Annotated in this window: 12 protein-coding genes; 4 read left to right on the top strand and 8 right to left on the bottom strand. The window is 44.9% G+C overall.

Annotation, left to right across the window (positions count from 1 at the left end; translation table 11 throughout):
* Window positions 1-77: 77 nt before the first annotated feature.
* Window positions 78-1,976 carry a sensor histidine kinase gene (locus NST58_RS05220; protein WP_076194178.1) on the bottom strand — a complete coding sequence of 633 codons (1,899 nt, stop codon included), beginning with the start codon at window positions 1,974-1,976 and terminating at the stop codon, window positions 78-80.
* A gap of 257 nt (window positions 1,977-2,233) precedes the next feature.
* Between NST58_RS05220 and NST58_RS05215 the strand changes: the two genes are divergently transcribed.
* Window positions 2,234-2,638, top strand: coding sequence for a hypothetical protein (locus tag NST58_RS05215; protein ID WP_339246588.1), 405 nt, complete (start codon window positions 2,234-2,236; stop codon window positions 2,636-2,638).
* 86 nt (window positions 2,639-2,724) lie between these two features.
* Here NST58_RS05215 and NST58_RS05210 read toward each other — a convergent pair whose 3' ends face one another.
* Entirely contained in the window at window positions 2,725-3,951 is a 1,227-nt protein-coding gene (locus NST58_RS05210; RefSeq protein ID WP_339246585.1) for an MFS transporter, read from the bottom strand.
* Window positions 3,952-4,161: 210 nt separating this feature from the next.
* On the opposite strand from NST58_RS05210, the gene NST58_RS05205 reads away from it, so the two are divergent.
* Entirely contained in the window at window positions 4,162-4,821 is a 660-nt protein-coding gene (locus tag NST58_RS05205) for a peptidylprolyl isomerase (RefSeq protein ID WP_076282133.1), read from the top strand.
* 137 nt (window positions 4,822-4,958) lie between these two features.
* Here the strand turns inward: NST58_RS05205 and NST58_RS05200 are convergent, their stop codons facing one another.
* The 3 genes from NST58_RS05200 to NST58_RS05190 form a co-directional block, all read right to left on the bottom strand.
* Complete coding sequence (locus NST58_RS05200) at window positions 4,959-6,065, bottom strand: Glu/Leu/Phe/Val dehydrogenase (RefSeq protein ID WP_248547923.1); 1,107 nt, start codon at window positions 6,063-6,065, stop codon at window positions 4,959-4,961.
* Between the two features lie 232 nt (window positions 6,066-6,297).
* Window positions 6,298-7,230, bottom strand: a complete 933-nt coding sequence (locus tag NST58_RS05195; protein WP_076129278.1) for a manganese-dependent inorganic pyrophosphatase — start codon at window positions 7,228-7,230, stop codon at window positions 6,298-6,300.
* A gap of 99 nt (window positions 7,231-7,329) precedes the next feature.
* The gene (locus tag NST58_RS05190) at window positions 7,330-8,136 is read right to left on the bottom strand and encodes an AAC(3) family N-acetyltransferase (RefSeq protein ID WP_339246583.1); all 807 of its coding nucleotides are present in this window, start codon (window positions 8,134-8,136) and stop codon (window positions 7,330-7,332) included.
* A 179-nt stretch (window positions 8,137-8,315) separates the two neighbouring features.
* Between NST58_RS05190 and NST58_RS05185 the strand changes: the two genes are divergently transcribed.
* On the top strand, window positions 8,316-9,293 hold the full coding sequence (locus NST58_RS05185) for a ring-cleaving dioxygenase (protein WP_076129280.1): 978 nt from the start codon (window positions 8,316-8,318) through the stop codon (window positions 9,291-9,293).
* A gap of 60 nt (window positions 9,294-9,353) precedes the next feature.
* On the opposite strand, the gene NST58_RS05180 is transcribed toward NST58_RS05185, so the two are convergent.
* The gene (locus tag NST58_RS05180; protein WP_076194170.1) at window positions 9,354-10,055 is read right to left on the bottom strand and encodes a YjjG family noncanonical pyrimidine nucleotidase; all 702 of its coding nucleotides are present in this window, start codon (window positions 10,053-10,055) and stop codon (window positions 9,354-9,356) included.
* Window positions 10,056-10,223: 168 nt separating this feature from the next.
* On the opposite strand from NST58_RS05180, the gene NST58_RS05175 reads away from it, so the two are divergent.
* Window positions 10,224-11,159 (top strand): MraY family glycosyltransferase, encoded by a 936-nt coding sequence (locus NST58_RS05175; RefSeq protein WP_076129282.1) that lies wholly within the window; start codon window positions 10,224-10,226, stop codon window positions 11,157-11,159.
* A 1,130-nt stretch (window positions 11,160-12,289) separates the two neighbouring features.
* On the opposite strand, the gene NST58_RS05170 is transcribed toward NST58_RS05175, so the two are convergent.
* Complete coding sequence (locus NST58_RS05170; RefSeq protein ID WP_076129577.1) at window positions 12,290-12,811, bottom strand: mismatch-specific DNA-glycosylase; 522 nt, start codon at window positions 12,809-12,811, stop codon at window positions 12,290-12,292.
* Window positions 12,812-12,845: 34 nt separating this feature from the next.
* Window positions 12,846-13,403: an RNA 2'-phosphotransferase gene (locus NST58_RS05165; protein ID WP_248547927.1), complete on the bottom strand. Its 558-nt coding sequence runs from the start codon at window positions 13,401-13,403 to the stop codon at window positions 12,846-12,848.
* Window positions 13,404-13,722: the final 319 nt, after the last annotated feature.

The following is a 13,722-nucleotide window of genomic DNA, read 5'->3' as shown; positions in this document are numbered from 1 at the left end:
AACAATATTCTGTCTGTACTACTTCGCTCAGCCCCTCACTCTTTCCTTCTAAAAAACGGAATTATCATAAATTACTTCTAAATTCTTCTAAGTTCTGGTATTTTTACTATAATTTCAGTCCCTTCCCCTTTCTCACTGCGAAACTCAGTGCATCCCTCCATCGCCTCAATAATCCGAAAGGTTACCATCAGTCCAAGCCCCGTTCCTTTGGTCTTATTGGAGTAATATGGTTCCCCTAACCGAGCCAGCTCATTCCGGTTCATCCCTTCCCCATTATCATGAACACTGATTATTATATGTTTTCCAGACTTCCAGGCTGTGACTTTAATCAGCCCATTGTCCTTTAAAGCTTCGATGCTATTTTTGAGAATGTTGATAAACGCTTGCTTGAACTTGGCAGATGATCCAGTAACGTAAAGTCCTGGCTGCAGATTAAGTTCAATGACGCCCCCTTGCAGATTCGCTAACGGAGAAAGAATACCCGTCACATGCCTCAACTCTTCAGACACATCAAGCTGCTCTACGGTTTCAAGTCCTGGTTTAGCGAAGGTTAGGAAGTCTGTAATAATGAGCGTAGCTCGATCCAGTTCTGTCACTGCCATTTGCAGATATTCCCGCTCCTTTTGATCTGAACGCTCCCCAAGAATCTGCAGAAACCCCCGGGTAACCTGCAATGGATTCCGTACTTCATGGGCAACCGAAGCTGCCAGCTCACTAATAATCTCCATCTTCTCCGAGCGCTGCAAATCATTATTGAACTTCTCAAGCTGATGGGAATATTCAATAAGCTGTTCATGGTTTCGAGTAAACCTTCTTCCCAGAATGACGATTAAGGCAATTACGAAAATCACCATTCCCCATTTCCACCAATATAATTGATAGGATTGCCCCGATGCATAGAACATGACCAGTTCACTAAGAGACATGAAAGCAAATATTGAGAAGCCTGAAGTAAAAATAACAGCATCTACATTGCCACGGTTCGCGTGTATAAACGCTAAGCTGATCAAAAGTATAATTTGTACAATCATAAGGATACCTAGCACACTCGTAGTCATCAATCGATAAAAGTCATCCACCTGATAGGACAGAAGAATATTAATAACCATTAGGGAAAAACAAAATACAGAATAGACAATTTGAAACTTACGGAAACGTGTAACGATTCTCTTTTTCCCTGGACCAAATATTTTCTCAAAATAAAATGTAAAGGATGGCAAAAGCGTATATAAAGCTACATCAAAGAAAACAAGTACGATCTCTCCATAATCGCCGAGGATTGTCGGCAGGAACGATGAATACGTTACCACTAAGACGCCAATGGATAAAATAATCAGCACCAATAGATATCCGCCTGAAAAATAGCCTTTTCTCATGAATAGCGAGCAGATCAGCAGTACAATCGCAATAAAAATAAGCGTCGTTCCAATGATCAGATCCATTAAGCCCTGCTTTACATAAACAGATAACAGCTCATCGTATTGGCCTACTCTTATTTCGCCGTGAATCCCTAAGTCTTTGCTGCCACCATGGGTCCATAAATATAGCTGTTGTCCTCCAACACTTTTGGACAGAGGAATGAAAACCTTACTGCCATTGAAATTAAAATCTTTTCCGGAATCATATATTAATTCGTTATTTAAATAAGCCTTAACATTATTTCCATATACTTTATCTATGAATAACGCAGATTTATCACTAATTTGTGGTAAAGTAAACCGCAGCCAGGCTGAGGTTGCTCCACTTGGAGTCTCTGGGCTTTTCCCATGAGGCATAACACGAGTCCATTCTTCATCAAGAGCTGCCACAGCTTCTTCAATATGATCTATTTCTATACGTTCAAATTTAATCTCCCAATTGGGCAGCGTAGAGTCTGATGATTCAGCACTCACTATCGCCGTACCAAAAGGAACCATAGCGGTCAGCAGTAGAATTAATAAAAAAGCAGCCGCTATATTGAGCTTTGGCAACTTCATCGTAGCACCTCAGTAATTCATTAGTTGTTTAAACGTTCATATATGCTTCTTAATTTCGACAAGCTTCGCACTATCCCTGCCTATTCTTGTAAATTTTCTCGAAAAAGAACGTTTTTCATCAGCTTTTGCTTTCACCCATTTTTTACTAATCCAATATAGACATACCCATTTATTGGATCAGCGATTCGATCATGGTCAAACGGGTAAAGATAAACATAGGAAGTTCAAATTTTATCATAAAAAAGGAGTGAACGGCTATGGATAGTTCACCAAATAAAACTGAAGCTGACTTTGAATATGAACGTTATATACAAGCTGATATGGACGAAGAGGATATTGTTGATGATGACGCAGATCCTGTCTTGGTTGGCGATAAATACTTGGCAGCAGATATTGGTTTAAACTCACCTAAGGATGTAATCGAAAGAGATGAGCTGGTGGAATCCGATGCATATCTAGCCGCTGAAACCGCAGGATTAACCCTAGATGATACGGATTATACTAAGGATGAGGAACTCTTGGAGATGGAAGAAGAAGATGAGCCGCTGGAGGATGTTCCAGATGCGGACGATGTATATCCAAATTCCATTATTGACCCTGCCTCCCCGCCAGTGGATGTTATGCCGGGAACAGACGTTTTGAACGGTTCGCAGGGAGAATAGCAGCTTAATATGAATAAAGCCGCCGGGCTGTGAGCCCGGCGGCTTTATGTTATTTCTAAATAACGACATGCTCATTGAGGTAGCAGTTAGCCCTGCATCCTTGTTGGCTGTTCTGCGGGACGAGCAGCGGCGATTTGTGCTTCCAGCTTGCGGGTCTTAACCAATATCGCTGCTACCAGCAGCATCACTCCATTGATTACAAACACCCAACGAATTGGAATAAACGCGCCCAATAAGCCGCCGATAATCGGTCCAGCCATCGTCGCAAGCTGAGATGCCGCCTGATTCAGGCCAAAGGCCCGTCCACGGAATCCCGGCTCAATTACTTGTACAATCATGGCATTGACTGACGGCAGCACACCTGCATAGAACAAGCCGTATGCAAAGCGAAGGATAGCGAACTCTACATAGCCCGAAACAAAAAACTGTAGAATATTACCGATCCCGCCCCCGATCAGACCAATAAATAAGATCATCCCAAAGCCTTTTCGGCTGCCGAGTCTGCCCCACTGCGGAGCCATCAGCACCGTAGCAATCCCCACAGCAGAGAATACGATTCCCGAGCTTAGCGAGGCACTATTTTTGGAGATCCCCATGTCCAGTAGATAAATTGGGATTAACGGTTCCAGAATCATAACGGAGAAGGTACTGATTCCCGCCAGCGAGAGCAAAGTAATAAAAGCTCGGTTACTTCTCGCTTCCCTGATATCATCACTTACATGTGACCTTGGAGCCGAACGGTCGAAGTTCTCCTCTTTTGCAAAAAAAGTAGCAATGAGCGCTGAGATAAGTACAATACCCGCTGAGAATAAAAAAGCAATCCGGTTGCTGGTATAATAGCTCACTACACCGCCAATTAATGGTCCAATAATACTACCTGTCGCTCCGGCTGTAGACATAATACTTAAAGCGTACCCCGTCTTATGCTCAGGTGTATTGGTGGCTACCATTGCAATAGCTGCTGGAACAAAACCGGCAAGCAGTCCTTGCAGCACACGCACAATCAAAAAAACATAAGGATCATGTACAAAATAATTAATAAGGTATAAAGCTGCCAGACTAAAACCCGAGCGAATAAGCATCGGTTTCCGACCATACTTGTCGGCTAGCGAACCCCAATAGGGAGAGATTAAAGCGCTGGCAAGAAAGGTTATTCCAAAACTAACCCCTGACCAAATCTCCAAATGATTTGAAACCCCAAGTTCGTCGCTCAAAAAAATGGAAAGGAAGGGAATCGAGATCGAATAAGCTGTACTACAAAAGAAAACCCCTACCCAAAGCACGATCAAATTCCGCTTCCACGAAAAGAGCATCCTATGCACATCCTTTCTCGATGTTCTCTTTGGAAACATCCTACCATTGTAAACTTCTTTTTAAGATGTGCCAATCCCAGAAGTCATAACTGACCTTTGCATGTAATAGGACAAAGGAGGTATTATGGGAAGTACCTACGAGATTATTCAATAAAAAGGAGAGATTATTTAGTGAAGTCTACACGAACAAAATCCGCTATTCTTCTGATCATGTTATGCCTGGTCATGGTTATTGCGGCAGGTTGCGGTAACAAGCCAAACAATAACAATGCAAGCAGTAATAATGGAAGCAGCGGATCAGCACCTGGGGAAAGTGCAGCCCCAACTGAAGGCGTTCCTTCAGCTACGGCAAGTCATCCCTTAGTAACCATTGAAATGGAAGACGGGGATATCATCCAAGCTGAGCTATACCCTGAGGTTGCCCCTAACACCGTAAACAATTTCATCTCACTTATTCAAAAAGGATTTTATGATAACACTATATTCCATAGAGTAATTCCTAACTTCATGATTCAAGGCGGCGACCCTGATGGTACAGGTATGGGAGGTCCGGGTTACAGTATCGCCGGAGAATTCTCTGGCAACGGGTTCACCAATAACCTTCTGCATACAGAAGGTGTTCTATCCATGGCAAGATCACAGGCTCCTGACTCTGCCGGTTCCCAGTTCTTTATTATGGATGCAGCTTACCCTAGTCTAGATGGAAGCTACGCCGCTTTTGGTAAAGTAACTGAAGGTATCGAAGCTGTAAAAAGAATTGTGAGCCTGCCTCGTGACGGTTCTGATCGTCCAGATGAGCCACCAGTCATGAAAAAGGTGACGGTCGACACCTTCGGCGTCACTTACCCAGAACCGCAAAAGGTTCAGTAATTAGGAATAAGCAGAAACCACGTTACCGTCCTCGAAAGAGAATAAACGTTTCTTGTAGAAATAAAAGAACATAAAAAAACTCGGCAGTCCCTCCGAAGTTGTAATCGGATGGAAATTGCCGAGTTTTTTATTACAGCTTATCCCCGCAGCGATCTTCTGCTAAGTGCATGTTGACCATTACGCAGGAAGGTGCTGCGGCTATTTCTTAATAGCGCTATCCGGTCCTCTGCAAGCTGGTTCGCAGCGGCATAAGTAGGTATTCCGTTCAAACGGGAAATTTCCATTACGCGGGTAATATTATCGTAAATCTTCGCCACCTGCTTAAAGGCACGTTCCTTATTATAGCCGTTCAGCTCGTCCGCAATATTAATGACGCCACCTGCATTAATCACGTAATCTGGAGCATATACAATCCCCATCTCATGAAGTGCATCACCATGCGAGGAATCCTTCAGCTGATTATTAGCAGCTCCTGCAATCACTTTCGCCTTGATTACCCGTAAGGATTCATTGTTAATTGTCGCTCCAAGAGCGCAAGGAGCATAAATATCACAATCTACACTGATGATATCGCCTGGATCTACAGCCTTGGCGCCATAGGCCTCTACTGCACGTTGAACGGCTGGTTTATGGATGTCCGTTACGATAAGCTGTGCTCCTTCTTCATGAAGATGTTTGCACAGTGTAAAGGCCACGTTCCCCACGCCTTGAACAGCTACTGTCTTCCCTTCGAGCGAATCACTGCCAAAGGCGGCTTTAGCGGCTGCCTTCATTCCTTGGTAAACACCGTAAGCCGTTGCTGGTGACGGATTGCCCGAAGAACCGTACGTAGGTGAGGTGCCAGTAACATAATCTGTCTCTTGATAAATAATGTTCATGTCCTCTTCCGTAGTCCCTACATCTTCAGCAGTTATGTACCGTCCATTTAAACCTTGTATGTATCTTCCGAAAGCACGGAACATGGCTTCATTTTTATCCTTCTTGGGATCTCCAATGATTACTGTTTTCCCACCACCCAAATTCAGGCCGGATACTGCATTTTTATAGGTCATCCCTTTTGCTAATCGAAGCGCATCAACAATAGCTTCCTCTTCCGTAGCGTAGGTCCACATCCGTGTTCCACCCAGTGCTGGTCCCAGTGTCGTGTCATGAATCGCGATGATCGCCTTTAATCCCGATGCCTTATCCTGACAAAATAATAATTCCTCGTAGTCGTCCCGTTCCAATGCTGCAAACAATTCCATTTCCAATATCCCCTATCCCTTTGTCATATTCCTCATGCTGGTTCAAAGTTCATGCAATTAGAAGAGGATCTGTTGGATCTCCTCCCAAAATATTGTAGCAGAATACGCCGTAAAACAAAAAGAACTCATGCCACCATCTTAACTACTGATGGGGCATGAGCTCTTTTTATCCAATCTACTCTCATAGACAGGATTTCTATTGTACAAAATACAACGCAACTGTCAAAATGCTTTACAGTTTAGCAATTGTCTCTGTAAGTACCGGTACGATTTGCGATTTACGGGATACTACACCCTTAAGAAGTGCTTTATTGTCATCAAGCTTCACGTTGTACGCCTGTTCTACTGCACCTGCAACACGGCCCAGAGCCAGACCCACCGAATCGTTGTTGAGGATATCTGTAACTACGAACAGGAACAGATCCAATTCTTTTTCAGCAATAATGGAAGTCAGTGCAGTTTCTAGTTCAGCCTGCTTGGAGAGTACATCATTAACGTCGACCGCGTTCACTTGGGCGATTTCTACTTTGTATTCACCCATTTTGAATTCCTTAGCATCCAAGGAGATCAGTTGAGCGATACTCTTGTCGCTAAGGTCAGCACCAGCCTTCAGCATATCAAGGCCGTAGCTTTCTGCATTTACACCAGCGATTTCAGCCAATTCGCGTGCTGCAGCTACATCTTCAGCGGTGCAGGTTGGAGATTTAAACAGCAAGGAATCAGAAATGATTGCAGACAACATCAATCCGGCGATGTCTTTAGGGATAGCTACACCGTTTTCTTTATACATTTTGTTAAGAATAGTAGCAGTACAGCCTACTGGCTCAGCACGGTAGTATAACGGATGTGCAGTCTCAAAATTAGCGATCCGGTGATGGTCGATAACTTCAATTACACGCACTCGATCAATGTCATTCGCACTTTGTTGGCGTTCATTATGGTCAACAAGAATAACCTGATTAGCTTCTCCAGCTACGTTCTCTACCAGACGAGGAGCCTCAACTCCGAAATGATCAAGCGCAAATTGCGTTTCACCACTAACGTCTCCCAGACGAACTGGCTCAGCATCCCAGCCTAATTCTTTTTTGAGTGCTGCATAAGCAATTGCCGAACAAATAGTATCCGTGTCCGGATTTTTGTGTCCAAAGACCAATGTTTTTTCCATTTCCAATCTCCTTACTATGTTTTAGTGAGATTAATATACCATACATTGATAGCGGCTTCCAGATTGTGCGTGCTGAAAAAATGGTTTAGCCTCTCCCACCTACGGTTGTTCACGTCTGGTCTTTGGAAGCGGATCTGGTTTCGACTCACCATGCAGCGGTTCATTATCGGAGAAAAGATCAGGATTCTCTTTTAGCATCAGGCTTAAAATATCCGTCGTTTCTACTGTTCCACACACTCTAACTAGTGCATCCCCGAAGTTCCCCTTACGCATGGCACCGCCTTCCTCAAGCTCGCGTTCCACTTTCCAAAAATGCTCCGACCAAGAGAGACCACAATGTCTGCGAGAAGGCACCATGATTTCATCGCCACCCGGCGTCACCGTATATAATTCCTCATGACTATCCGTCATTCTGCCCGGAATATCCACCCACTCTTCAATACCGTGAATGAACGTATTCCGCCGCAGATCGACGCCTAGCAGTACTATTTCCGCCTTCCGATCAAGCAGCTTGCCCCACACTGAACCACGGGCGCATGGCGTATCCCAACGTTCATCCCCTGCAGTAAACGCCTCAGCATCAACACCCAAAGCCGCTACAGAGTGAGTCGGATGCCAAGAGCGGACAACACCTGGACGTTTTCTGAACAGCTCCGGTAATATCCCTACACAAGATGGGGAATCTTGAACAAAGAAGCGCGGATTATCCGCATTAATATAAGCCCATGTATGCGTTGGCAAAACAAGCAGCCCATCCTTCATATATTCACTGAGTGCATCCAGCACCGTGTTCGCGCCTCCTTCTACTTCGCCAACACTTTTTAACGAGGAATGAACTAGAATGGTCCCCTGTGGATCAATCCCTAACTCCTGTAATTGTTTCATCAAGCTTGTTGTTGTGTGCACTATACTCTCTCCTTATGTATGAATTAAATTTCATGAAACATTAATATCCACTTGCAAAAGTTTCTTATTACTATTAAAATTATAGTAACTTAATAATATTCACCAAAGATTCTATCGATATATTAAAAATAAATTAAAATAATCCACAAACCCAAAGCATTTACACGGAGGTAACTACCATGAGTTTAACGTTAAAAGGACTTCACCATGTCTCAGCTATTACAGGCAAAGCACAGGAGAACTTTAAGTTCTATACAGAGGTACTCGGACTGCGTCTCATTAAAAAAACAGTAAATCAGGATGATATTTCAGTGTACCATTTATTCTATGGAGATGAGAAGGGGAATCCCGGAACCGAATTAACCTTTTTCGAGCTTCCGATGGCAGGCCGCAACCGAGAGGGCAATAACAGCATCTCCGCGCTCTCCCTTCGAGTGCCAAGCGATGCCGCACTTACCTACTGGGAGCAACGCTTCACCGAGCTTAACGTGGAGCATGGGACGATACAGGAACTTGGTGGACGCCAGACTTTATCCTTCCGCGATCACGAGAGCCAACGTTTCATTCTCGTATCCGACGAAAATGATAACGGTGTTGCCGGCGGTACTCCTTGGGCTAAAAGCCCAGTACCTGCCCAATATGGCATTGTAGGCTTAGGACCCGCACATCTCACAGTAGAAAGTGCAGAACATACAGCGGTAGTGCTAGAGCAGTTGCTTGGCTTCCGCCGTATAGGAACCTACCCTTCAACAGTTGCCGGCCAGCCAGATGTGCTCGTATTCGAGACTGGTGAAGGCGGATCAGGTGCTGAGGTTCATCTGGAGGAACGCAATGATCTGGAGCAAGAGCATTTGGGACGTGGCGGGGTACATCACGTCGCATTCCGCGTAGATAATGAAGACGAATTGAAGCAATGGATCGAACACATCCGCCAGGCACAGCTTCCTAATTCCGGTTTCGTCGACCGCTTCTACTTCCGTTCCCTCTATTTCCGCGAGCCTAACGGCATCCTTTTTGAGTTGGCTACAGACGGACCAGGCTTTGCTACAGATGAGCCTATGGAAAGTTTAGGTGAATCCCTTGCGCTGCCGCCATTTCTGGAATCGAAACGCCAGCAAATCGAGGCGTATCTGAAGCCGCTGGATACTCGGCAATAAACCTCTTTCAGGTTACTAAATAAAAGGTGTGAGCCGCTTATGCGCTCACACCTTATTTTATTATTGAAGGTTAGTAGCTTTCCCTACAATATCTAGTAGCTCCGACAGGTTTCGGATTTCGTATTTTGGCTGAACGCCGGACTCATTAATCTTCCCTAGCGGGTTAAACCAGCAGGTATCAATCCCATAATTAATTCCGCCTTGAATATCAGAGGTTAAGGAGTCACCCACAATCAATACTTTTTCCTTATCTTCAATCCCCAATTTGGCAAAAGCATAATCAAAAATCCCCGTCTCTGGCTTCTGACATCCTGCCTCCTCTGAGATAATGATCTGCTCAAATGTATCACTCAGCAGCGATCCTTGGATTCTGGAAGTTTGCACATCCTTGATTCCATTCGTGATAATCGCCAGGCGGCAATCTGCAAGCTCTCCGCATAGCTCGATTGCTCCCTGCATCAGAAAGGTTCCTTCGCCTAAGAAACGTAGATAGGCCTCACTGAATGTTTCAGGATCAAGCTCAAGCGCATGTGCAGCAAACAACCGATTGAACCGCTCTACCCGCAGCGCCGCAGATGAAATCCTTCCTTGTTCTAGATCCCTCCACAATGCGTGGTTAATCTCTTGATAACTGGCAGCATAATCTGCTGCACCTGTGGGCATCCCAAAGTGTAGAAAGGCATTAGACAACGCGTGACTTTCTGCCATTCCATAATCAAACAACGTATCGTCGGCATCAAATAAAATAACATCGTATTTCATAAATATCCCCCAAAGGCTTTTCTCAACAAGGTACTACAGCGTTGCTGGCAAGTCAACTTCACACCCCTCACGACAAAATTTTACTTTTTTAAGGTAGATTTAATCGATCTGTGGTATTTTAAAAAGAAAACGGTGGTGAGCGTCATTTTATACGTTTTATCATTTCTAATGTCATTTCTTATCGTCTACTTTCTAATTCCGCCGCTCGGCAAGCTTGCTTTTCGGCTTGATTTTGTGGACAAGCCTCGGCAGGACGTTGAGCGTAAAATTCATAGAGAGCCCATTCCGCTAACGGCCAGCTACGCCATATTCATCGGATTTTTTATCACTTATCTGGTGTTCGCGCGTGATTTCTCCATGGAGACTGTCGCATTATTTGTAGGTGGCGTACTGTTGCTGACCATAGGCACGGTGGATGATTGGTACAAAACGAAAGGCAAAGATTTCCCAGCTCTGCCCAAGTTAATTGTACAAGTTAGCGCAGCGATCCTAGTTTATGTTTCTGGCAATGCCTTTACCGGATTCTACAATCCATTCTCAGGCGATTATATCGTTTTGCCTGTCATTCTATCGTTTCTGCTGACGATTATCTGGATCTTCGGTGTAACCACAGTTATTAATTTCTCGGATGGCATGGACGGTCTGGCTGGTGCCTTGACGGCCATTTCGGCGATTACGTTATTTGTTGTCGCACTGGCAAAGGGGCAATCCTCATCTGCCATTATGGCAATTTCACTGATTGGCGTTACGCTTGCTTATCTGCGCTACAATAAGCCGCCCGCCAAAATCTTTATGGGCGACGCCGGGGCAACCTTTCTCGGCTTCATCCTAGCGGTAATTGCACTCGACGGAGCGTTCAAGCAAGCCACCGTCCTGTCGCTGTTCATTCCGATTCTGGCGCTGGGCGTACCGATCTTCGACAACATTTTTGTCGTAGTCAAACGTTTCATCCAAGGCAAGTCCATTTATCAAGCCGATGCCACCCAGGCTCATTACCGCCTGCTTCGGGCAGGCCTGAACCAGAAGCAGGTCGTTGCCGTGCTTTGCCTGATTAGTGTTTGCCTATCCTTATCCTCTATCATTCTGCTGCTGATTGAGACCTAATGTATTAGGGACTAAGGGCATGTCTCATATACTGAGACTGCCCTTTGAAGTTATAAAAGGAGCAAGATTCCGATATGGAATCTTGCTCCTTTTGTGTTTGAGGGTATTCTAGAGTAGCGAGAGATAGCTAAGATGCGAGAGTTTGCCAGACCTTGCGAGAGCTACGGGATCTGCGGGATCTGCGGGATCTGCGGGATCTACAGAGATCCACAGAGATCTACAGAGATCTACAGCGAACTCTCCAGCCTTTATCCTTACGGACTCAGGCGCCGTTATTCGTGGATTTGCGGCCATTTAGTGGTGTTTTCGGACTCCAAAGACGCTATCTACCCAAAATGGACTCATAATCAGTCAATTTCCACCCAATAGCTGCATTGGAGTCCGATAGCACACAAATTAGAGTGACTTGTTACTTTTAGCGACTCCTGTGTCCTTTAGCTCCATTTGCAGCGTTACTGCTCAGTCTTTCTAACCTACACTCTGCTGCTAGTGGGAAGAGTTACGATCTACGGGATCTGCGGGGTCTACGGATTTACGGATTTACGGAGATCAATGGCCAATTCCCCAGCTTTTACTCTTACGGACTCAGGCGCCGTTATTCGTGGATTTTCGGCCATTTAGTGGTGTTTTCGGACTCCAGAGACGCTATCTACCCAAAATGGACTCATATTCAGTCAATTTCCACCCAATAGCTGCATTAGTGTCCGATAGCGCACAAATAAGAGTGAATTGTTACTTTTAGCGACTCCTGTGTCCTTTAGCTCCATTTGCAGCATTACTGCTCAGTCTTTCTAACCTACACTCTGCTGCTGGTTGGAACAGTTGCGATCTACGGAGATCTGCGGGATCTGCGGGGTCTACGGGATCTACAGAGATCTACAGAGATCCACAGAGATCTACAGCGAACTCCCCAGCCTTTATCCTTACGGACTCAGGCGCCGTTATTCGTGGATTTTCGGCCATTTAGTCGTGTTTTCGGACTCCAGAGACGCTATCTACCCAAAATGGACTCATATTCAGTCTATTTCCACCCAATAGCTGCATCGGAGTCCGATAGCACGCAAATTAGAGTGATTTGTTACTTTTAGCGACTCCTGTGTCCTTTAGCACCCTAACTCCAAATACATCAATCACCCATCGTTCTCTTGCGTAAACTCGGCTAATCTGCGATAAATCCCAACTATCTCTTCCATCGGCATTCTAACTAATCCGCTAGAAGAGGGTGCAACAAATTCACGGACACCATCTACCTTTGGAGGCACGTCCCCTTGAAATCCCCAGTTAGCTTTTGTTCTGCGGCTAAACTCTGTATACACACCCTTACCTACAAAACAGGCGACTTGAGGCCGATATTTCTCCAGCTTGGAGCGAAGCATTTCCCGACCCTCCTGGTATTCTTCACGAGTAATATCGTCGATTCCCCGTGTGGGACGGGCAACAATATTTGTAAACCCATAGCCCAGCTTAAGCAAGTCCCCATCCTCAGACGCATCATACAACCGGGGAGTAAGTCCAGACTGATGTAATATTCTCCAGAAATTATTCCGCGGATTCGCGTAATGATGTCCTACCTCGCCAGAACGGATACTAGGATTGAATCCAATAAATACAATCTGTAATCCGTGATCTAAGTGATCTGGAATTTCATCCATGTTATTATGCCTCCTGACCAAACGTCGATCTAGTTCAACTTACGGGGTACACCTTAAGACAGGAAGGCGGTATATGACCTGCCAACCATACCTTATTACCCGCCTTATAAAAGGTTACACCCATTTGACCCGCTCTAATCGTATCAACGGTTAACAATATCAATTTCCCTCTGCGACTTCCGGCTAAACTGGCAAAATGAGTCCCTTCAGACAAATGAACATACTGCCGTCCCATCGATTGGAGCCCCTCCTCCAAAATCACAGAAAGCACACCAGAATGAGTTCCGTGAAAAAGTATAGCAGGCGGAGTCCCCGGCTCATAAGTGATTTTTGTGTGGCTATGCCCGTACCGGGCTTTGATCCGGTCATCAACGATTTCCAATCGTTGCTTGTCGCAACCTGCAACCACTTGCCGAATATCTCCCACAGTCACCTCTGACCATCTAGGAGTGCTTACAATAACAAACAGTAAATCATCCAACCTACAGGAACCATCCTCTGGATCCAAAATAAGACCATATTGCTCCGGGGTATGCCGAAGCAGCTTAGTCATAAATTTACTTAACGACACTTCCGCTGTATTGCTTAACATTATATTTTCACCTCAATTTTTCCTATTTATATTATTCTACAGTAAAGGATCTCTTCGAAGCAGATTCCAGAGGCATTACAGCAATCACACATCCATGTATTACCTCTTACTATGCAAAAAAGACCATGGACTCTATCGTCCATGGTCGGGCTTCACCTAAATACAAAACTCCTTACCAGTTAATACAGCGATGTTATTTTACCGGAACGAATATACTGGTTCAGAGGCTGACCTAAAAGTTCCATTTCATCCTTCTCCTATCTCCAAAAGCATAATCCAACTATCCAGTTTATGTCAACCAGTAGTCTTTTATCTGTAA

It is taken from the genome of Paenibacillus sp. FSL R10-2796, from assembly GCF_037965315.1.
GTDB classification, from domain to species: Bacteria; Bacillota; Bacilli; order Paenibacillales; family Paenibacillaceae; genus Paenibacillus_AQ; species Paenibacillus_AQ odorifer.
Note: the sequence above shows the minus strand (reverse complement) of the source record. Positions and strands in the feature narration are given on the sequence as shown.